Source organism: Tranquillimonas alkanivorans, from assembly GCF_900115595.1.
Taxonomy (GTDB): domain Bacteria; phylum Pseudomonadota; class Alphaproteobacteria; order Rhodobacterales; family Rhodobacteraceae; genus Tranquillimonas; species Tranquillimonas alkanivorans.
The window spans coordinates 179,554-198,584 of sequence record NZ_FOXA01000006.1; the positions used below are offsets into that span (position 1 = coordinate 179,554).

Annotated in this window: 16 protein-coding genes; 11 read left to right on the forward strand and 5 right to left on the reverse strand. The window is 67.2% G+C overall.

All coding sequences use genetic code 11. The features are described 5' to 3' along the window. Positions 1 to 21: 21 nt before the first annotated feature. The 3 genes from BM162_RS09755 to purU all read left to right on the forward strand — a co-directional run bounded on the left by BM162_RS09755 (position 22) and on the right by purU (position 4,128). Positions 22 to 2,661: a TRAP transporter permease gene (locus BM162_RS09755; protein ID WP_093421037.1), complete on the forward strand. Its 2,640-nt coding sequence runs from the start codon at positions 22 to 24 to the stop codon at positions 2,659 to 2,661. 12 nt (positions 2,662 to 2,673) lie between these two features. Beyond that, a complete protein-coding gene (locus BM162_RS09760) occupies positions 2,674 to 3,117 on the forward strand; it encodes a universal stress protein (RefSeq protein WP_093421039.1) in 444 nt (147 codons plus the stop codon). 162 nt (positions 3,118 to 3,279) lie between these two features. Beyond that, positions 3,280 to 4,128, forward strand: a complete 849-nt coding sequence (gene purU, locus BM162_RS09765) for a formyltetrahydrofolate deformylase (protein WP_093421042.1) — start codon at positions 3,280 to 3,282, stop codon at positions 4,126 to 4,128. 34 nt (positions 4,129 to 4,162) lie between these two features. Here the strand turns inward: purU and BM162_RS09770 are convergent, their stop codons facing one another. Together BM162_RS09770 and BM162_RS09775 are read right to left on the reverse strand one after the other, a co-directional pair. Further along, a complete protein-coding gene (locus tag BM162_RS09770; RefSeq protein ID WP_093421044.1) occupies positions 4,163 to 5,008 on the reverse strand; it encodes a fumarylacetoacetate hydrolase family protein in 846 nt (281 codons plus the stop codon). Then, complete coding sequence (locus tag BM162_RS09775) at positions 5,005 to 5,706, reverse strand: GntR family transcriptional regulator (protein WP_093421047.1); 702 nt, start codon at positions 5,704 to 5,706, stop codon at positions 5,005 to 5,007. The genes BM162_RS09770 and BM162_RS09775 overlap by 4 nt, the downstream gene beginning before the upstream one ends. A 180-nt stretch (positions 5,707 to 5,886) precedes the next feature. Here BM162_RS09775 and BM162_RS09780 point away from each other — a divergent pair, with 180 nt between their 5' ends. The 7 genes from BM162_RS09780 to BM162_RS09810 all read left to right on the forward strand — a co-directional run bounded on the left by BM162_RS09780 (position 5,887) and on the right by BM162_RS09810 (position 13,540). Further along, the gene (locus BM162_RS09780) at positions 5,887 to 6,906 is read left to right on the forward strand and encodes a TRAP transporter substrate-binding protein (RefSeq protein ID WP_093421049.1); all 1,020 of its coding nucleotides are present in this window, start codon (positions 5,887 to 5,889) and stop codon (positions 6,904 to 6,906) included. Positions 6,907 to 6,994: 88 nt separating this feature from the next. After that, positions 6,995 to 7,795: a TRAP transporter small permease subunit gene (locus BM162_RS09785; protein ID WP_245759223.1), complete on the forward strand. Its 801-nt coding sequence runs from the start codon at positions 6,995 to 6,997 to the stop codon at positions 7,793 to 7,795. Then, positions 7,795 to 9,387 carry a TRAP transporter large permease gene (locus tag BM162_RS09790; RefSeq protein ID WP_093421054.1) on the forward strand — a complete coding sequence of 531 codons (1,593 nt, stop codon included), beginning with the start codon at positions 7,795 to 7,797 and terminating at the stop codon, positions 9,385 to 9,387. Before BM162_RS09785 ends, BM162_RS09790 begins: the two co-directional genes overlap by 1 nt. 72 nt (positions 9,388 to 9,459) lie before the next feature. Continuing rightward, complete coding sequence (locus BM162_RS09795; RefSeq protein WP_093421057.1) at positions 9,460 to 10,953, forward strand: UxaA family hydrolase; 1,494 nt, start codon at positions 9,460 to 9,462, stop codon at positions 10,951 to 10,953. 88 nt (positions 10,954 to 11,041) lie between these two features. Next, entirely contained in the window at positions 11,042 to 11,920 is an 879-nt protein-coding gene (locus BM162_RS09800) for an NAD(P)-dependent oxidoreductase (RefSeq protein ID WP_093421061.1), read from the forward strand. Beyond that, positions 11,917 to 12,639 (forward strand): SDR family oxidoreductase, encoded by a 723-nt coding sequence (locus BM162_RS09805; protein ID WP_093421063.1) that lies wholly within the window; start codon positions 11,917 to 11,919, stop codon positions 12,637 to 12,639. Before BM162_RS09800 ends, BM162_RS09805 begins: the two co-directional genes overlap by 4 nt. A 16-nt stretch (positions 12,640 to 12,655) precedes the next feature. Then, on the forward strand, positions 12,656 to 13,540 hold the full coding sequence (locus BM162_RS09810; protein WP_093421066.1) for a DMT family transporter: 885 nt from the start codon (positions 12,656 to 12,658) through the stop codon (positions 13,538 to 13,540). Between the two features lie 98 nt (positions 13,541 to 13,638). On the opposite strand, the gene BM162_RS09815 is transcribed toward BM162_RS09810, so the two are convergent. Then, on the reverse strand, positions 13,639 to 14,583 hold the full coding sequence (locus tag BM162_RS09815) for a 2-hydroxyacid dehydrogenase (protein WP_093421068.1): 945 nt from the start codon (positions 14,581 to 14,583) through the stop codon (positions 13,639 to 13,641). 232 nt (positions 14,584 to 14,815) lie between these two features. Here BM162_RS09815 and BM162_RS09820 point away from each other — a divergent pair, with 232 nt between their 5' ends. After that, positions 14,816 to 16,342, forward strand: a complete 1,527-nt coding sequence (locus BM162_RS09820; protein ID WP_093421071.1) for an aldehyde dehydrogenase (NADP(+)) — start codon at positions 14,816 to 14,818, stop codon at positions 16,340 to 16,342. 309 nt (positions 16,343 to 16,651) lie between these two features. On the opposite strand, the gene BM162_RS09825 is transcribed toward BM162_RS09820, so the two are convergent. Further along, on the reverse strand, positions 16,652 to 16,867 hold the full coding sequence (locus BM162_RS09825; RefSeq protein ID WP_093421073.1) for a DUF1127 domain-containing protein: 216 nt from the start codon (positions 16,865 to 16,867) through the stop codon (positions 16,652 to 16,654). A gap of 149 nt (positions 16,868 to 17,016) precedes the next feature. Next, positions 17,017 to 19,026, reverse strand: coding sequence for a hypothetical protein (locus BM162_RS09830; protein WP_093421076.1), 2,010 nt, complete (start codon positions 19,024 to 19,026; stop codon positions 17,017 to 17,019). Positions 19,027 to 19,031 lie beyond the last annotated feature (5 nt).

The following is a 19,031-nucleotide window of genomic DNA, read 5'->3' on the forward strand; positions in this document are numbered from 1 at the left end:
ATACAACAGGGAACGCGTCCGATGGTCGAAGAAGCCGAGGGTCGGGAAGGTCGGCACTATTCCGACGAGGAGCTTCAGGATCTCGTCAGCAGCACTGATTCCGGTGCGCGCGAGCCGACGAACCGCGCGGTCGCCTGGCTGATCGCGGGCACGGCTCTGGCCTGGTCGCTGTTCCAGTTGTGGATCGCGCAGCCGCAGCTGTGGTTCGGCGCCCTTCTGCCGGTGCTGAACTCGTCGCAGACGCGGCCCATCCACCTGATGTTCGCCATCTTCCTGGCGTACCTGGCCTATCCCGCGTTCAAGCGCAGCCCGCGCCATCACGTGCCCATCGCGGACTGGGCGCTGGCGATCGTGGCGGCGTTCTGCTGCTTCTATGTCTTCTGGTTCTCGGACACGCTGGCGATGACGGCGCGCTCGGGTCTGCCCACCGACACGCAGGTGGTGATCGGATCGGTCGGCCTGATCGTCCTGCTCGAGGCGTCGCGCCGGGCGCTGGGGCCCGCGCTGACCATAGTGGGTTCGCTCTTCCTGCTTTACGCGTGGTTCGGGCAGGGCTGGCTGATCCCCAACCTGATCGAGCACGAGGGGCTGTCGTTCACCTCGCTGATCAACGCGCAGTGGCTGGACACGGCCGGGGTCTTCGGCATCCCGCTGGGGGTGTCGACCGCCTTCGTGTTCCTGTTCGTGCTTTTCGGCTCGCTGCTCGACAAGGCAGGGGCGGGCAACTACTTCATCCAGCTTGCGTTCGCGGGGCTTGGCCACCTGCGGGGCGGGCCGGCCAAGGCGGCGGTCGTGGGCTCGGCCATGACCGGCCTCATCTCGGGCTCGTCCATCGCCAACGTGGTGACCACCGGCACCTTCACCATTCCGCTTATGAAGCGCGTGGGCTTCACCAATGAGCAGGCGGGCTCGGTCGAGGTCGCGTCCTCGGTGAACGGGCAGATCATGCCGCCGGTCATGGGCGCGGCGGCGTTCCTGATGGTCGAGTTCATCGGGATCTCGTACGTGCAGGTGATCAAGCACGCCTTCATCCCGGCTGTGATCTCGTACATCGCGCTGGTGTATATCGTGCACCTCGAGGCGCTGAAGAAGAACATGCCGGCGCTTGGCGAGTCGAAGAGCTTCCTGGGCATGATCCTGAAGTTCTTCATCGGCTTCGCGGTGTTCGGCGCGCTGTTCACCGGGCTGATCTTTTTCGTGGGCCTGCTGGAGGGTGCGCTGCCCGCGCTGGCCGCGCCGATCCTGATGGTCGCGCTCGGGGCGCTGTACCTGCTCCTGGTGGCGGTCGCGGCGCGGCGGCCGGACCTGCACATGGACGATCCCAACGACCCCGAGATCAAACTGCCGACCGTGGGCGAGGTCTATGCCACCGGCCTGCATTACATCCTGCCGATCTTCGTGCTGATCTGGTTCCTGATGGTCGAACAGCAGAGCCCGGCAAAATCGGCGTTCTATGCCGTGTCGTTCATGCTGTTCATCATCATCACGCAACGCCCGCTGAAGGCGCTTTTCCGCGGGCAGGCGAGCGAGACCGGGTCCGAGTTCGTCGGTGGCCTTTACGACCTGCGTGACGGTCTGATCGCGGGGGCGCGCAACATGATCGGCATCGGCGTCGCCACGGCCGCCGCCGGCATCATCGTGGCGACCGTCACCAAGACGCCCATCGGCACGGAACTCGCGGGCCTCGTCGAGCAGCTTTCGGGCGGCATCCTGATCCTGATGCTGATCTTCGTCGGGCTGTTCTCGCTCATCCTTGGGATGGGGCTGCCGACCACGGCGAACTACATCGTGGTGTCGTCGCTCATGGCCTCGGTTGTGGTCAGCCTGGGCGCACAGGAAGGGCTGATCGTGCCGCTGATCGCGGCGCACCTGTTCGTGTTCTATTTCGGGATCATGGCGGACGTGACGCCGCCCGTGGGCCTGGCGAGCTTCGCCGCCGCGGCCGTGTCGGGAGGGGATCCGATCCGCACGGGCTTCACGGCGTTCTTTTACAGCCTACGCACCGTCGCGCTGCCGTTCCTATTCGTCTACAACCCCGCGCTGATCCTTTACGGCGTGGACCTGACGACGGTCTGGGGCGTGTTGCAGGCGGTGTTCATCTTCGTGGTCGCAACCTTCGCCATGCTGCTTTTCGCGGCGGCAACGCAGGGCTACTTCCTGGCGCGCTCGCGCATCTGGGAGTCGGCGGCGCTGCTGCTGGTGGCGTTCACGCTGTTCGTGCCGGGCTTCTGGCTGAACCAGATCCAGAGCCCGTTCATCAGCGTGCCCCCCGCCCAGTTCGAAGAGGCGGTGGCCGAGGCCGAGCCGGGCGAGCGGCTGCGCCTGCTAATCCGGGGCCCCGACTTCAACACCGGCGACATGACCGAGACGACGCTGGTCATGGAGATCGAAGAGGGCACCGCGCAGGAGCGGATCGACGCTTCGGGCCTGTTGCTCTGGACGGACGAGGACACGGTGCGCATGGACGAGCCGATGTTCGGCACCACCACGGCCGAGAAGCTGGCGAACTTCGACTTCTATGCCGAAGATCCGGTCGAGTTGGCGCAGGTGCTCTCGCCGCGCGACCGGCTGCCGAAACAGGTCTTCTATATTCCGGCGCTACTGCTTTTGGGGCTGGTGATCCTGCTTCAACGGCGGCGTCAGACGGTGCCGGCCTTCTGAGGGGAACGCGCTATGTTCGATACCATCCTCCTGCCCATCGACCTGTCGAAAGAAGCGAGCTGGTCCAAGGCGCTGCCAGCGGCGCTGCGGATGATGGAGCCCGGCAAGGGCGTGCTGCACGTGGCGACGGTGGTGCCCGATTACGGCATGTCCATCGTCGGCGGGTACTTCGACAGCAAGCACGAAGAGCGGCTGCTTCACGAGGTCGGGCAGACGCTGGGTGAATGGCTGGAGACACATGTGGGCGAGAAGGTCGAGGCACACCCTCACGTCCTGCACGGCCGGGTCTATGACGAGATCATCTCGGCCGCGAACCGACTGGGAGTGGACGCCATCGTCATGGCCTCGCACGATCCGGCGTTGAGCGATTACCTGATTGGCCCGAACGCCGCGCGGGTGGTGCGCCATGCGCGGCAATCGGTCTTCGTGGTGCGGGACGGGCACGGGCCGGCTTAGCGTCAGACCGGATGTATACCGACGGCGGGTGGGGTTCTTCCTGATCGCGCTGTTCCGCCTGATCGCGTCGCTCTATTGCGTTTCCACGCCGCTCCGCTAGTTTTCCGCTGTATACAATTCTGCCCGCGACGCCGGGCGGGGCACTGACGGAGTGGACTCCCAATGACCGACTGGACGCTTACCCTGAGCTGCGACAACCGGCCCGGCATCGTGGCCGCCGTGGCGAGCCGCCTGGCCGATGCGGGCGGCGACATCACCGAGGCCGCGCAGTTCGACGACCCCGAGACCGGGCGCTTTTTCATGCGCGTGGCCTTCCGGCTGGACGGCGACATCGGCGCGTTCCGGGCCCCGTTCGAGGATGTCGCCGGGCGCTTCGGCTTCGACTGGTCACTGCGCGAGAATGGGCGTCCGCGCAAGGTGCTGATCCTGGTGTCGAAGTTCGATCACTGCATGGGCGACCTGCTTTACCGCATGCGCATCGGCGAGTTGAACATGGAGTGCGTCGGCATCGTGTCGAACCACCCCAGCGACGCGTTGAACCTCACGCTGCACGAGAACTTGCCGTACCACCACTTCCCGATCACCAAGGACACGAAGGCCGAGCAGGAGGCGCGGATCAAGCAGGTTATCGAGGAGACGGGCGCCGAGCTGGTCGTGCTTGCGCGCTACATGCAGATCCTGTCGGACGATTTCTCGCGCTACCTGTCGGGGCGCTGCATCAACATCCACCATTCGTTCCTGCCGGGGTTCAAGGGCGCGAAGCCCTATCACCAGGCGCACGAGCGCGGCGTGAAGATGATCGGGGCGACGGCGCACTTCGTGACGGGCGATCTGGACGAGGGCCCGATCATCGCGCAGGACGTCGAACACGTTAGCCACCGCGACGCGCCCGAGGACCTGGTGCAGAAGGGTCGCGATATCGAACGTCGGGTGCTGGCCCGCGCGGTGCGGAATTACCTCGAGGACCGGGTACTGCTGAACGGCGCGAAAACCGTCGTTTTCGAGCGTTAGAGGCGGGGCGCGTCCTGCGCCCCGCCCGCATCCGTCACGTCGCGGCGACGGCTTCCTGTTTCTGGACGCCCAGGCCCTCGACCTCGAGCTCCATCGTGTCGCCGGGCTTGAGGAAGCGCTGCGGCTTCATGCCGAGGCCCACGCCCGAGGGCGTACCGGTGGCGATGACGTCGCCGGGCATCAGCTTCATGAACTGCGACATGTACGAGACGATCTGCGCGACGCCGAAGATCATGTCCGACGTGTCGCTGTCCTGTACCGTCTCGCCATTGAGCTTCAGCCACAGGCGCAGCTTCTGCGGATCCGGCACCTCGTCGGCGGTGACGAGGTATGGGCCGACGGGGCCGAAGGTGGGGGCGGACTTGCCCTTGATCCACTGGCCGCCGCGCTCGGCCTGGAAGGCGCGCTCGGAGACGTCGTTGATCGTGCAGTAGCCGGCCACGTGATCGAGCGCGTCGGCCTCCGAGACATACAGCGTCTCGCGCCCGATGACGACGCCGAGCTCGACCTCCCAGTCGGTCTTCTCGGACGCGCGCGGGATCTCGACGGGGTCGAAGGGGCCGGAGAGCGACGACGTGGCCTTCGAGAACAGGATCGGCTCGGCCGGCGGCGTCGCGCCGGTTTCGGCGGCGTGCTTGGCGTAGTTCAGGCCGATGCAGAAGAAGTTGCCGACCGAGGCCAGGCACGACCCGATGCGCCCCGGCTCGTCGACCAGCGGCAGGCTGTCGGGGTCGACGTCGCGCAGGCGGGCGAGCGCATCGACCGAAATCGCGGCGCCCGCGAAGTCGTCGGTCTTGCCGCTCAGGTCGCGCACGCGTCCCTCGGCGTCCAGAAGGCCGGGCTTTTCCTGTCCCTTCGGCCCGTAGCGTAGCAGTTTCATCCGGTGTCCCTCGCTTCTTGCTGCATTGTGTCCTGCGCGGCGGCGTCCTCGGCCTCGCGCTTCTGAAAAACGTCGGAGATGTTCGCGACCAGGTGGTAGAGGTGCGACTGGATGGTGCCGGCGACCTGCTCGACGTCACGCGCCTCGAGCCCCTCGACGATGGCGCCGTGCTGGCGCAGCACGCGGTCGCGGCTGCGGCGGCGGCTGGCTGAAAGATAGCGCGCGCGCCAGAGCCGGGCGAGATAACCCGCATGCGTCTCTTCCAGCGACGGGTTATGGGAGGCGCGGGCGATGGCGCGGTGAAAGCTCATGTCGATCTCGAACAGGTCGACAGGCTCCATGCTGTCGAATTCGCGCGCCATTCGTTCGTGGATCGCGCGGATGGCCGCGATTTCGTCCGAGGTCGCCGCGCGGCAGGCGAGTTCGCCCGACAGTACCTCGAGCGCGCTCATCACCTCGAGATCGTCGGTCACTTCCTTCAGCGACGGGTCGGCAACGATCGGACTGCGCGCGGGCCGCAGGATCACCAGCCCTTCGCGCGCGAGGATGCGGATCGCCTCGCGCATCGGCGTGCGGCTGACGCCGAGCTCGGCCGCGTTGTCGCGTTCCTTCACCGTCGAGCCGGGCGGCAGCTTTCCCCTGAGGATATCCCTGCGCAGCCGGTCAGCGATCTGTTCCGGCAGCGTCTTGTCCGCCATTGTCCTTCGCCTTTCTGCCCACGAGCCAGGCGGCCGCGGACGAATTTCGAAATCTGGTATACCAAAATCGATTGCATGTCGAGACCGGTCTGGTTAGCGTGCCCGGCGAATGGTATACCATTCCTCGCCGGGGCCCACCCGGCACCGCAAGACCAACGGGACGTCACAGGGAGGAAACCAATGACGTTGAAGACCTATCTTTCGGGCGCCGCCGCGGCCGCGCTGCTCGCCGCGCCCGCGCTCGCTCAGGAAACGACCCTGCGCATCCAGACGCACTATGCCCCCGAAACCGTGTCCGGGCAGCTCGCGCAGCAGTTCGTGGACGACGTCGAAACCATGTCGGGCGGCGACATCGACATCGAGATGTTCTTCTCGTCCTCGGTCGTCGACACCGTCGAGACCTTCGACGCCGCCGCCAGCGGCATCCTCGACTGCGACATGACGGGCGGCGCCTATCAGACCGGCAAGAACCCGGCCTTCCAGTTCGTCGGCGACATCATGGGCGGCTACGACACCCCGTGGCAGCAATACGCATGGCTGTACAACGGTGGCTTCGACGCGGCGGACGAGCTGTACAACACGTTCGACATGAAGCTCGTGGGCTGGTGGATCTACGGCCAAGAGGCGCTGGCCTCGACCAAGCCGCTCGCCGGACCTGAAGATCTGAAGAATTTCAAGTTCCGCTCGCCCCCGGGGATGGAGACCGAGATCTTCGCGAACCTCGGCGCTTCGCCGATCGTGATGGATTTCACCGAGGTCTTCACCGCGCTCGAGACCGGCATCATCGAGGGCGCCGACGCGTCCGGCCTGGCCAACAACCAGGGCATGGGCCTTTACGACATCGCCGGGCACGCGACGTTCCCGGGCTTCCACTCGATGCCGTCGGACCACCTGGCCTGCCGCCTGGACGTGTGGGAAGGGCTGTCGGACCAGCACAAGCGCATTATCGACACGGCGATGCAGAAGCTGGCCTTCCAGACCGCTCTGACTTTCGAGGTTGCCAACAACGAGGCCGCCGCCGAGCTGCGCGAGCAGGGCATCACCCTGCACGACTGGTCGGCCGAGGACCGTGCCACCTTCCGCGAGGCCGCTCAGGCGTCCTGGCAGGAGTGGGCACAGAAGACCCCCGAGGCCGCGGCGCTGGTCGAAAGCCACACCGACTTCATGACCCAGCTGGGCCTGATCTCGGGCGGCGAATGATCCCGGACGCCGCTTCGGCATGACGGACGGGCCCCGGAGTTCCGGGGCCCATTTACAAGAAGACGCACCCACAACGGGAGGGGCCGCCGTGGTGCAACAATCCGGTACGCTCATGCGCAGTCTCTGGCCGGCGGTTTTCATCGCCTGCGCGGCCTGGCTGGTTTGGTATTTCCCCCGCTTCATCCTTCTGGCGGGGCTTGGTAACGATAACCTCAACTCGAGTTACGAGACGGCGGGTATCGTCGACCTCGCGGTCCTTGCCGGCGCCGTGGTTGCGCTGGTGCTGGGCGTTCGTGCGGCCGCGCCCACTTCGGGAGAGGGCGTGATCGAGAACGGCTTCGACAAGCTGAGCCTGTTCCTTGCACGGGTCTCGATGCTGCTCATCGTGATCCTCGTCGGCGTGATGTTCTACGAGGTGATCGTGCGCTACGTGTTCGAGGCGCCGACACTTTGGGCCAACGAGCTGAGCCTGTGGATGGCGGGCTTCATCTTCCTGCTCGCCGGGCTGTACGCCATGCAGCAGCGCAGCCACATCCGCATCTATCTGCTCTACGACGTCATGCCGCGCTGGCTTCAGCGGCTGTGCGACGTCGTCTCGACTGCGCTGATCTCGGTCTTCGCCATCGCGATGATCTGGGGCGGCTACAAGGAGGCGCACGACAAGTTCCTGCGCTGGGAGACCTTCGGCACCGCCTTCGACCCGCCAATCCCGGCGACGATGAAGCCAATGGTCCTGATCGTCATCTCGCTGGTCGCGATACAGGCGATCGTCAACCTGATCACGGACTGGAACAAGCAGGCTGAAACCCACGCCGTCGTGGACGAAGGAGAAATCGAGGAAATGATCGAGCACGCCCGCCACCAGCACGAAGCCGGAAGGCACGACTGATGGATATCGGAACGATTTCTTGGGTGCTCCTGCTGGCGATGCTCGTCCTGCTCGCCATCGGGATGCCGCTTGGCTTCGCCTCGGCGGTGCTGGCCGTCCTCGTGATGGTGATGAAGTTCGGGCCCGACCTTCTGTTCGGGACCTTCGGGACCGGGCCGCTGGCGATCCTGGGCCAGCGGATCTACGGGTTGTTGACGGACTACGTCCTCATATCCATCCCGTTGTTCATCTTCATGGCCAATCTGCTCGAACGATCGGGCATCGCGGCCGAGATGTACAACTCGCTCAACGTCTGGCTCAGCCGGACCCGCGGCGGCATTGCCATCGTCACCTCGATCATGGCCGTCATCATGGCCGCAATGTCGGGCATCATCGGGGGCGAGGTCGTGCTGCTGGGCTTGATCGCGCTGCCGCAGATGCTGCGGCTGGGCTACAACCAGAACCTCGCCATCGGGACCATCTGCGCCAGCGGCTCGCTGGGCACGATGATCCCGCCGTCGATCGTGCTGATCATCTATGGCCTGATCACCGAGACCTCGATCAAGGCGCTGTTCACCGCGAGCTTCCTGCCGGGCTTCATCCTGGCGTCCTTCTTCATCATCTACATCATCGTGCGCACGCAGCTTAACCCGTCGCTCGCCCCGCTTCCCGAGCGGCAGCCGGGCGAACCGGTGGGACGCGAGAAGGGTCTGCTGTTCGCATCGTTCCTGACGACCGTGGCGGCCGGCTTCTGTGCGGCGCTGTTCCTGCGCGCGCTGTTCTTCACGCTGACGGGGCAGAACGTGGCCGTCGAGGGGCTCGATCCGCCGACCTTCGGCACGACGGGCTACATGTACGGCTTCGGCATCGCCGTGCTCGTCGCGCTGGCGCTGATCTTCTTCGCCTTCGGCACCGACCGGTTCAAGCAGGGCTGGAACATGGGCAAGGGTCTTGTCGGCCCGATGGTGGTCATCGGTGTCGTCCTGGGCTCGATCTATGGCGGCATCACTGGCATCACCGAGGCCGCCGGCATGGGCGTCATCGCGGTTGGCGTGATCGCCGCGCTGCGGGGCGAGATGTCGTTCCACCTGCTGTGGGAGGCACTCAAGCGCACGATCAAGTCCACCGGCACAATCATCTGGGTGACCATCGGCGCTACGGCGCTGGCCGGGGCCTACACCATCGCGGGCGGCCCGACCTTCATCGCCTCGTCGATCGTGGGCAGCGATCTGCCGACCATGGGCATCATCCTCATCATGATGCTGATCTTCCTGATCCTTGGCGCGTTCATGGACTGGGTCGGCATCGTGCTGCTGGTCATCCCGGTGTTCCTGCCGATCGTGCTGCGCCTGCCCATCGAGGAGATCGGCCTGTTCGGCACGCTCGACCCAAGCCACGTGGCGATCTGGTTCGGCGTGGTGTTCTGCATGAACATGCAGGTCAGCTTCCTGTCGCCGCCGTTCGGCCCCGCGGCCTTCTACCTGAAGTCCGTGGCCCCGCCGCACATCGCGCTGACCGACATCTTCAAGGGCTTCCTGCCGTTTATCGCGATCCAGATCCTGGCGCTGTCGCTCCTGCTGATCTGGCCGCCCCTCGTTTCGGTCTTCCTCTGATCGGGCGCGGGTGAAACAACTCGGGCCGGGGCGGTGGTCGCCCCGGTCCCCCACATTCGAAGGACTTGTTCCATGTCCGCCACCATTCGTCTCGATTCCTCGGACAACGTCGTCACCGCCACCCGCCCGCTCGCCGTCGGCGACGACGGAGCGACCACCCTCGTGCCGCGCGGCCACAAGATGGCTGTCCGCGACATCGCGAAGGGTGAGCCGGTGTTGAAGTACGCCCAGATCATCGGCTGGGCGTCCGAGGACATCCCTGCCGGCGCGCACGTGCACACCCACAACCTCGAGTTCCGCAACCTCGAGCAGTCGTACGACTTCGCGACCAACCTGCGCCCCGCGCCGGAGCCGGAAAAGCGCGACACCTTCATGGGCTACCGCCGCGACAACGGCCGGGTCGGCACCCGTAACTACATCGCCGTCATCACCTCGGTGAACTGCTCGGCGACGGCGGCCCGGATGATCGCGGATCACTTCACGCCCGAAAAGCTGGCCGAGTATCCGAACGTTGACGGCGTCGCCGCCTTCGTCCACGGCACCGGCTGCGGAATGGCCGGGTCGGGCGAGGGGTTCGAGGCGCTCCAGCGCGTCATGTGGGGCTATGCCCGCAACCCCAACGTCGGCGGCGTGCTGATGGCGGGGCTGGGCTGCGAGATGAACCAGCTCGACTGGCTGGTCGAGGCCTATGGCCTCACACCGGGCCCGCTGTTCCAGCGCATGAACATCCAGGACGTCGGCGGTATCCGCAAGACGGTCGAGCTTGGCATCAAGAAGATCGAGGAAATGCTTCCCATCGTGAACCGGTCGGAGCGCGAGGAGTGCCCGGCATCGGAGCTGATGGTCGCGCTTCAATGCGGCGGATCGGACGCGTGGTCGGGCATCACGGCGAACCCGGCGCTCGGCTACGCCTGTGACCTTCTGGTGGCGCAGGGTGGCACCGGCGTGCTGGCCGAGACGCCCGAGATCTATGGCGCCGAGCACCTGCTGACCCGCCGCGCCGTGGATGCGCAGGTGGGCCAGAACCTCGTCGACCTGATCGACTGGTGGCAGGACTACACCCACCGCAACAAGGGCTCGATGGACAACAACCCGTCGCCCGGCAACAAGAAGGGCGGGCTGACCACGATCCTCGAGAAGTCGCTGGGCGCGGCGGCCAAGGGCGGGACGACGCCGCTGACCGGCGTCTACAAGTACGCCGAGCCGGTGACGAAGCCCGGTTTTGCCTTCATGGACTCGCCCGGATACGACCCGGCCTCGGTGACGGGGCAGATCGCCTCGGGCTGCAACCTCGTGGCGTTCACGACCGGGCGCGGTTCGGCCTTCGGTGCGAAACCGTCGCCGTCGCTGAAGATCGCCACGAACACCGAGATGTTTCGCCGGATGACCGAGGACATGGACATAAACGCCGGCCGCATCCTGACCGAAGGCGCGACGGTCGAGGAAGTCGGGAGCGAGATCTACGAGACTCTGCTGCGCGTGGCGTCCGGTGAGAAGACGAAATCCGAGGCTCAGGGACTCGGCGACTACGAGTTCGTACCCTGGCAGATCGGCGCGGTGATGTGACTTGTCGAAGGCCCGCGGCGCGGCGGGCGTGGTTCCGGAACCCGGCCGGCGCGGCGCAGGCCGGGGTTGATATCGAGAGGAGGGCGAGATGGCGAAGATCGGATTTATCGGGCTGGGCCTGATGGGCTCGGCCATGGTCGAGCGGTTGCAGGCCAAGGGGCACGACCTGACGGTGATCGCCAACCGCTCTCGCGCGAAGGTCGAGGCGGCGGTGGGCCGTGGTGCGACCGAGGCGACGACGGCCAGAGACCTTGCCGGCGCGTCCGACATCGTCATGCTCTGCATGGACACGTCGGACAGTGTCGAATCGCGGATCTACGGCGACGACGGCGTGCTCGCGGGCGTGCGCGAGGGCACGATTGTCATAGATTTCGGCACCTCCTTGCCTGCCTCGACGCTGAAGATCGGCGAGGCGCTGGCCGGAAAGGGCGCGACCTACCTCGACGCGCCGCTGGGGCGGACGCCGGCGCACGCCGTGGACGGCAAGCTCAACATCATGTGCGCGGGCGACGAGGCGGCATACGACGAGGTCAAGCCTGTGCTCGACGAACTGGGCGAGAACGTCTTTCACCTCGGGCCGTTGGGCACCGGGCACAAGATCAAGCTGATAAACAACTTCTTCGCCATGACCACGGCCTGCGCCATGTCGGAAGCCTTCGCCATGGCCGACGCCGCGGGAGTCCCGCGCGAGAAGCTCTATGGCGTTATGTCGGCGGGGCCGCTGCACTCGGGCATGATGGACTTCGTGCGCAACTACGCCGCCGAGGGCAAGATCGACCTCGCCTTCTCGGTCGCGAATGCCGCCAAGGACGTGGGCTACTACCGGGCCATGGCCGACTCGCTGGGCGCGCGCAGCCGCATGTCCGACTGTGCCGCCGTCACGCTGGGCGAGGCGAACAGCGCCGGCTGGGACCAGCGCATGGTACCCGAGATGGTGGATTTCCTCGCAGAAAGGATCAAGAGATGAGGCTCGCGGGCAAGAAGGCCTTCGTCACCGCCGCCGGTCAGGGCATCGGCCGCGCCATCGCCGAAGCCTATGCGCGCGAGGGCGCCGAGGTCACCGCGACCGACCTGAAGGCCGAGCTGCTGGAGGGCCTGGCCGGCACGACCTTCGCCCTGGATGTCATGGACAAGGCGGCGCTGCAGGCGGCGGTGAAGGACGCGGCGCCGGACGTCCTGGTGAACTGCGCGGGCGTCGTGCACGGCGGCACCATTCTCGAGGCCACGGACGAGGATTTCGACCTCGCCATGAACCTCAACGTCCGCTCGCAGTTCCACGCCATGCAGGCGGCCATCCCCGGCATGCTCGAACGCGGCGGCGGGTCGATCGTGAACATCGCCTCGCTGGCCTCGTCCATCGTGGGCGTGCCGAACCGATTCATCTATGCCTCGTCCAAGGCGTCGATCATCGCGATGACCAAGTGCGTCGCGGTGGACTTCGTGACCAAGGGGATCCGCGCCAACTGCATCTGCCCCGGCACCGTCGACAGCCCGTCGCTGCACGACCGGCTGCGCGCCACCGGCGACTACGAGGGCGCGATGAAGGCGTTCAAGGCGCGCCAGCCGATGGGGCGGATCGGCACGCCCGAGGAGATCGCGCACTTGGCCGTCTACCTTGGCTCGGACGAGTCGGCGTTCACGACGGGCCAAGCGCACATCATCGACGGCGGATGGGCGGCGGCGTGAGCGGACTCCGATCCGCATGAGCGAGGCGCGCGGCAAGGAGGACCGGACGCTCGCCGGCCTGCTGACCATGTGCGCGGCGGTGGCCTGCTTCACTTCGATCGACACGTCGGCGAAGTGGCTGATCCTGGCGGGGCTGCCGCCCTTGCAGGTGGTGCTGATGCGCTACGCCGGGCATTTCGTGCTGTCGCTGCTGTTCTTCATGCCTTCGGACGGGCCGGCGGCCTTCCGCTCGGTGTCGCCGGGGCGGCAGTTCCTGCGCTCATCGCTGCTGCTAGGCAGCACGGTGTGCAACTTCACGGCGCTCAACTGGCTGCCGATCACGGTGACGACGGCGATCTTTTTCGCCGGGCCCATCGCCGTGACGCTCCTGTCGATCCCGGTGCTGGGCGAACGGGTGGGCGTGCGGCGGCTGGTGGCCGTCATCGTCGGTTTCTCGGGCGTGCTGATCGTGGTGCAACCCTGGGGCGCGGAGTTCCACCCGGCGATGTTCCTGTCGCTCGCGGCGATGACCTGTGCCGCGCTCTACTTCGTGATGACGCGAATGCTGGCGGGGGAGGAGACCAACGCCACCAGTCAGCTGTGGTCCAGCGGGCTCGCCACCGTCTGCATCGCGCCGTTCGCGCTGCCGGGCTGGCAATGGCCGGACACCGGGCCGGAAATCACCGTCGCGCTGGCCATTGGCTGCTTCGGCGGCGTGGGCCATTACCTCGCCACGGCCGCGCACCGGCTGGCTGACGCGTCGGTGCTTGCGCCGGTGGTCTACCTCCAGCTTCTCTTTGCCACGATCGCCGGGATCGTCGTCTTCGCCACCTACCCATCGCTCTGGACGCTGGCGGGCGCGATGGTGATCGTGGGGTCCGGTATTTACATCTGGAGCCGGGAGACGCGGGCCGGCCGCTAGGAAGACGAGCGCCTGCGGCGCATGCCTTCAGTGGCGCCGGGCCTGCGCCCGGCGCGTTGCCTCCGGCGGGGATATTTCTGGACCAGAGAGGGCCCCGCTCAGTTGACCGGCGTGAGAAGCGGGCGGTCCGCGAAGAAAGCGGCGACGTTGTCGCGCTGAAGCTGACCCATGGCGCGCCGCGTCTCGCCTGTGCCCGAGCCCTGGTGCGGCTGGAGCAGGGCGTTGTCGAGTCTCAGGAACCGCGGATCGATCTTTGGCTCGTCCTGGAACACGTCGAGCGCGGCGCCGCGGATGCGGCCCCGTTCCAACGCGTCGAGGAGCGCGCCCTCGTCGACGACGCTGCCGCGGGAGATGTTGACCAGCACGCCATCGGGCCCGAGCGCGTCGAGCACCTCGGCCGTTACGCATCCGGCCGTATCGGGGCCGCCGACGACCGCGATGAACAGGTCGTCCACGGCGCGGGCGAGCGAGACGTAGTCAGGGTGATAGGTCCAGCCGGGCGTGTCTTTTTCGGAGCGCGAGGCGTAATGGACCTCGGTCTTGAAAGCGGCGAGGCGGTCGGCGATCTCGCGCCCGATGCGCCCGAGCCCCAGGATGCCGACGCGGCGGCCGCTGGCCTTGCGGTTGAGCGGGAAGTCGCGTCCCTCGGACCAGGTGCCCGAGCGTACCCAGTCGGACGCCTCGGGGATGCGGCGGGCCTGCGCGATCCACATGGCGACCGCGAGGTCGGCGACGTCGTCGTTCAGCACGTCGGGCGTGTTGGTCACCTTGATCCCGCGCGCATCGGCGGCGGCGACGTCGATGGCGTCGAAGCCCACGCCGTAATTGGCGATCAGCCCAAGGTTCGGCAGGAGGTCCATCTGTTTGCCGCCGAAGGGGGCGTGGCCCTTGAAAGCCAGCGCCCGGGCGTCGGCGCATACGTCCTCGGGCAGGTGCGCGAGCGCCTCGACGGACGCCACCGGGTGCAGGGTGTATTCGGCCTGCATCGGCTCGACGTCCCAGTCGTTGTAGTTGCCGATCGCGATGAGCGTGGGTCGCGCCATGTGTGCCGTCCTCCTGTTGCGCGGCGGTCGATCCGCCGGTTTCGCCTCTGGTATACCATGTCGATCTGGTATACCAATACGCGCGATGACGGCAGGGTCTGTCTCTGCCGCCCCTTCACCGGTGGCCCGGTCGGGCCTATCTGAAGCGATACGAGCTTTTCGGACGGCCGCCGCCCCGGCGGCCGCAGTCAAAGCGAAGCCGAGGGCCGAGCGCGGCCCGGAAAGGAACAGCATGCTCGACGAGACGACATTCACCCCCCATGGCAAGCACCTGATCGCCGGCGACTGGGTCGCGGGCGAGGCCACGTTCAAGTCCGAGCCCTCAAGCGGGCAGGCCTTCGACTTCTCGGTCGGCACGCCCGAGCTGGTGGACCGGGCGGTGAAGGGGGCCGAGGACGCCTTCTGGTCCTACGGCTATTCCAGCCGCGAGGAGCGGGCGAAGTTCCTCGAGACCATCGCCGACGAGATCGAGGCGCGGGGCGGGCAGATCACCGAGATCGGCACGTCGGAAACCGGGCTGCCCGAGGCGCGGCTGCAGGGCGAGCGGGGTCGGACCACCGGCCAGCTGCGGCTTTTCGCCGACCACATCCGCAAGGGGGACTACCTTGATCGGCGGCATGACGAGGCGCTGCCGGACCGCCAGCCGCTGCCGCGCCCGGACCTGAAGATGGTGCAGCGCCCCATCGGTCCGGTGGCCGTGTTCGGCGCCTCGAACTTCCCGCTGGCGTTCTCGACCGCGGGCGGCGACACAGCCTCGGCGCTGGCCGCGGGCTGCCCGGTGGTCGTGAAGGGCCACGGCGCGCATCCCGGCACCGGCGAGATCGTGGCCGAGGCCATCCACGCGGCCATCGTGAAATGCGGCGTGCATCCCGGCGTCTTTTCGCTGGTTCAGGGCGGCAAGCGCGACGTGGGCCAGGCGCTGGTCCAGCACCCGCTGATCAAGGCCGTGGGCTTCACCGGCTCCCTGGGCGGCGGGCGTGCGCTCTTCGACCTGTGCGCGCAGCGGCCCGAGCCGATCCCGTTCTTCGGTGAGCTGGGCTCGGTGAACCCGATGTTCCTGCTGCCGGAAGCCGTAAAGGCGCGTGGCGCCGAGATCGGCAAGGGTTGGGCGGGCTCGCTGACGATGGGCGCGGGGCAGTTCTGCACCAACCCGGGCATCGCGATCGTCATCGACGGCGAGGGCGCGGATGCCTTTGTGGACGCGGCGAAGGCGGCGCTGGAGGAGGCCGCGCCGCAGACCATGTTGACCGATGGCATCGCCAGCGCCTACCGGCAGGGCCGGGACCGGGTGCAGGGCAGCGCCGGCGTCCGCGAGGTTCTGACCAGCGTCTGCGACCTGCGCACCGCGACGCCGTATCTCTACGAGACCGACGGCGAGACCTGGCTGAAGAACGAGGAATTGGGCGAGGAGGTCTTCGGCCCGCTCGGCCTGATCGTGCGCGTGGCCGACCAGGCGCAGATGGAGCAGGTGGCCCGCTCGCTGAAGGGCCAGCTGACCTGCACGCTGCACATGGACGAGGGCGACGGGCAGGACGGCCAGCGCCTGATGCCGATCCTCGAGCGCAAGGCGGGCCGGATCCTCGTCAACGGCTTCCCGACCGGGGTCGAGGTCGCCGACGCGATGGTGCATGGCGGGCCTTACCCGGCCTCGACCAACTTCGGCCACACCTCGGTCGGCACCCTCTCGATCCGCCGCTTCCTGCGGCCGGTCTGCTACCAGAACATGCCCGACGCCCTGCTGCCCGAGGACCTCAAGTAAAGGGTCGAACGCGACACGGCACGAGAAACGGAGCGGCGGGACATCCCGCCGCTCTTTTTTTGCCTGGCGCCACGCGCGTCAAGGCGAAGAGCTTGGCGATTGCCGGAGGGTCGGAAAGACGTGCGGCGGTGCCCGGGAGGAGGTAGGCACCGCCGCACTGTCACGAACACGCCCAGGGAGGAGGAGGCGGTCCGCGTTACGGTGAGCCCGAAGGCCCGAAGAAGATCGCGACGGCATCAGGGAGGAGGCGGATGCCGCCGCGAAAGATGGAGATCCCAGGGAGGAGGAGGGCTCTCCGATCCCGAAAATTCAGTGCGTCGCCGCAGCTTCGCGGGCGACGCGGTTGATGTCGTGCCGGCTCAGGCTCAGGTCGGCGAGGTCGCGATCGCTCAGCGCCTCGAGTTCCGAGAGCGTCTGGCGATAGACCCGATACCGGTCGAGCCGTTCGCCCGCCTGCTTCAGACGCACGGCGAGCCGGTCGAGCAATCCAGTCCGCAGACTGTGGCTGTAAGAGACGTCGGCCATTTCGGTTCCGCTTTCCGTTCCAAGTTTCGGCGTCAGCGCCGTTCGAGGCGGAACCTATGCATCAGGCGGCTGGCCACAACGCACGATCACGTCTTGCTGCTATGCAGAAATCGCATGTGACGCGCGGGGCGGGCCTGCGCCGTCGAAGCCTATGCCGAAGGGGCCTCGGCCGGATCGGCGGCCCGCGTTGATGGAACGCGGTTACCAGCCCAGCTGTCGGCCGCCATTTGCCGGACTCGCTCGACCGCCTCGGCCGGCACGGGAGCATGGCCGGTGGGACGCAGCGGCTGGTCGTGGAAGAGGTAGAGGCGCGAAAGGAACTGCTCGAACTCCAGCGAGCCTTCGCCGTGCCGTTCGCCGTTCCCGCTGGTGGTGACACTCACGCCTTGTCCCCAATCCTGGCCACTGTCGTTGTTGGGGTTGTAGAAATACACCCGCGTTTCGCCGGCGCGGCCCGAAGCGACGCGCAGGATGGTGATGGCGTGCCAGCCGATGAAGGTGCCTGTCGAATCCGTGAAGGCGATGCCGGCGGGCTGCGGGTGGATGAGCGGCCGGTCGCCGTTGTAGCCGGGGTGATAGCTTTCGTGGAAGCGCCGCACGAAGCGGTCGTACTCGTCGAGAAAGCCGGTCGATACGTCGACGGCCACGGCGCAGTCGCGTGCGACCCACCAGCCGTGGAATTCCGGGTTGATCCAGCGATGTGGGTCGCCGCCGCGCGGGGCGCAAAGGCGTCCCATCTCGGCATAGATGCGGTCGAGGTGGGGGACCAGCAGGACCGACAGCGGATCCGCGTCGATCGGGCCGAAGCCGGCCAGACCGGCGGGCAGTTCGGCGGAGTTGATCGGCTGCCCCTCGAAATGCATCAGCACCGTCTCGGCCTCGGCCGCCTGCACCATCAGGTGCAGAAGGAAGTCCGGATCGTTGAGCGCCCACATCGAGATCGCGCGCGCCGACTGGCAGGTGGGATTCGCGCCCTGGCCCACGCCGAGCGGCTGGCCGATCACCTCGAGCGCGCCGGCCAGCAGGTGCGTCTCGGCGCTGGCCTGGGTGCCGAAGCCCAGGTCGATCCGTTCGCGGACCGCGGGTCGCAGTTCCAGCCGCAATGCCCGCTTCAGCGCAGGCGCGATCGGCGTGTGGTGCAGGATGCCGCGCTCCATCAGCATCGCGAGCCCGTAGAGCGCCTGCGGGGTCGCCGGGGTGACGCCGGCGCGGATAAGCTCCTCGATCAGGCCGCGGTAGTGCCGCCAGCAGTCGAGGCCGGTCGAGCCAAGCCCCATCGCCTCGGGCACCAGCGGCCGGTCGGGATAGTCCAGCGCCCAGAGCAGAAACGCGACGTGGTAATCCGAGACCAGGCCCGTGTCGTGCATCGAACGCGCGAAGCCCATGGCCTCGCGCGACAGGCCCGCATCGTCCATGTGGCCCAGCCGCTCGCGGTAGAGGTCGAGGCCCGGATCGTCCAAGGTCTCGACGGTGGGGCCGAAAAGCGCGCTGATCAGCCGCTCTGCCCCAAGCCGCTCGGCGCCCGGTTCGCTGCCTTGCTGGTTCAGCGCCACGGCGATCTGGGTGATCATGTCCTTGACCGGGCCGACCTGCACCGGACGCTGTTCAAGGATGCGCCAGATCTCGGCGACCATGACGCCCAGCACGTCGCGCAGGCCCACCCGCTCGGCGATGAAGCGCAGCAGCCGCGCGACCAGCGCCGCGCGCTCGCCCGCCGCCCGGCTGGCCTCGTCCGAGAAGTTGAAGAACCGCGGCAGGTTCAGCGCGAGCACCTGGGTCAGGAAGTGCTGCGCGTATTCCTGCTGAAGAGTTGAATGCTGCGCCGTGCCGGTGGCAACGGCGAGAAACCGCATCAGGCTCGCCATTTCGAGCGCAGCGAGGACGCGATCGTCGCTTTCCAGCGTCTGCACGGTGAGCTGGGGCAAAAGCGCCGTGGGCACGTCCCAGTCCGAGCCGCCGAACAGCCCCGCCCGGTCCATCCGGACCGCGCGGGACAGGATCGCCTCTGGTCCCCCCGGCAGGGGCATCAGGCGCGAAACGACGTCGAGCACGGGCCGCTGGTGCCGCTGCTTGGCGAACGGGCGGGCGCGCTCGAGCCGTTCAATGGCGACGTCGAGCGTCCCTGTCAGACGCTCGGCGCCGCTGCTCATTTCCGTCATGGGCT

Coding starts and splice junctions, on each gene's coding strand:
- BM162_RS09755 (WP_093421037.1), top strand. CDS start 22: ATGGTCGAAGAAGCCGAGGGTCGGGAAGGTCGGCACTATTCCGACGAG.
- BM162_RS09760 (WP_093421039.1), top strand. CDS start 2,674: ATGTTCGATACCATCCTCCTGCCCATCGACCTGTCGAAAGAAGCGAGC.
- purU (WP_093421042.1), top strand. CDS start 3,280: ATGACCGACTGGACGCTTACCCTGAGCTGCGACAACCGGCCCGGCATC.
- BM162_RS09770 (WP_093421044.1), bottom strand. CDS start 5,008: ATGAAACTGCTACGCTACGGGCCGAAGGGACAGGAAAAGCCCGGCCTT.
- BM162_RS09775 (WP_093421047.1), bottom strand. CDS start 5,706: ATGGCGGACAAGACGCTGCCGGAACAGATCGCTGACCGGCTGCGCAGG.
- BM162_RS09780 (WP_093421049.1), top strand. CDS start 5,887: ATGACGTTGAAGACCTATCTTTCGGGCGCCGCCGCGGCCGCGCTGCTC.
- BM162_RS09790 (WP_093421054.1), top strand. CDS start 7,795: ATGGATATCGGAACGATTTCTTGGGTGCTCCTGCTGGCGATGCTCGTC.
- BM162_RS09795 (WP_093421057.1), top strand. CDS start 9,460: ATGTCCGCCACCATTCGTCTCGATTCCTCGGACAACGTCGTCACCGCC.
- BM162_RS09800 (WP_093421061.1), top strand. CDS start 11,042: ATGGCGAAGATCGGATTTATCGGGCTGGGCCTGATGGGCTCGGCCATG.
- BM162_RS09805 (WP_093421063.1), top strand. CDS start 11,917: ATGAGGCTCGCGGGCAAGAAGGCCTTCGTCACCGCCGCCGGTCAGGGC.
- BM162_RS09810 (WP_093421066.1), top strand. CDS start 12,656: ATGAGCGAGGCGCGCGGCAAGGAGGACCGGACGCTCGCCGGCCTGCTG.
- BM162_RS09815 (WP_093421068.1), bottom strand. CDS start 14,583: ATGGCGCGACCCACGCTCATCGCGATCGGCAACTACAACGACTGGGAC.
- BM162_RS09820 (WP_093421071.1), top strand. CDS start 14,816: ATGCTCGACGAGACGACATTCACCCCCCATGGCAAGCACCTGATCGCC.
- BM162_RS09825 (WP_093421073.1), bottom strand. CDS start 16,867: ATGGCCGACGTCTCTTACAGCCACAGTCTGCGGACTGGATTGCTCGAC.
- BM162_RS09830 (WP_093421076.1), bottom strand. CDS start 19,026: ATGACGGAAATGAGCAGCGGCGCCGAGCGTCTGACAGGGACGCTCGAC.